This is a genomic window from Pseudoalteromonas sp. GABNS16E (assembly GCF_028598715.1).
Lineage (GTDB): Bacteria > Pseudomonadota > Gammaproteobacteria > Enterobacterales > Alteromonadaceae > Pseudoalteromonas > Pseudoalteromonas atlantica.
On record NZ_JAQREZ010000188.1, the window covers coordinates 1 to 306 of the forward strand.

At 39.5% G+C, this 306-nt stretch carries 1 pseudogene; it reads left to right on the top strand.

Going from position 1 to position 306, the window contains the following annotated elements:
* Positions 1-181, top strand: a pseudogene (locus tag PSI06_RS21230) (DDE-type integrase/transposase/recombinase); the annotation flags it as partial.
* Positions 182-306: the final 125 nt, after the last annotated feature.

The following is a 306-nucleotide window of genomic DNA, read 5'->3' on the forward strand; positions in this document are numbered from 1 at the left end:
TGATGTTGTTGAGCCAGATACCGTGTGGTGCGGTGATGTGACGTATATTTGGGTAGGTAATCGCTGGGCTTATTTAGCCGTTGTTATTGATTTATTTGCACGTAAAGTCGTTGGTTGGGCCATGTCGCTGTCGCCAGATACTAATTTAACGCTAAAAGCACTTGAACTCGCGTATGAAAGTGTCTTGTCCTGAAATGTGTTTACACATTTAGGACTTATTTTATGAAAACCACTAAAACTAAAGACGTCAAGCGTACTCAGCGAGATTATACATTAGGCTTTAAATTATCTATTGTTGAGCAAGTA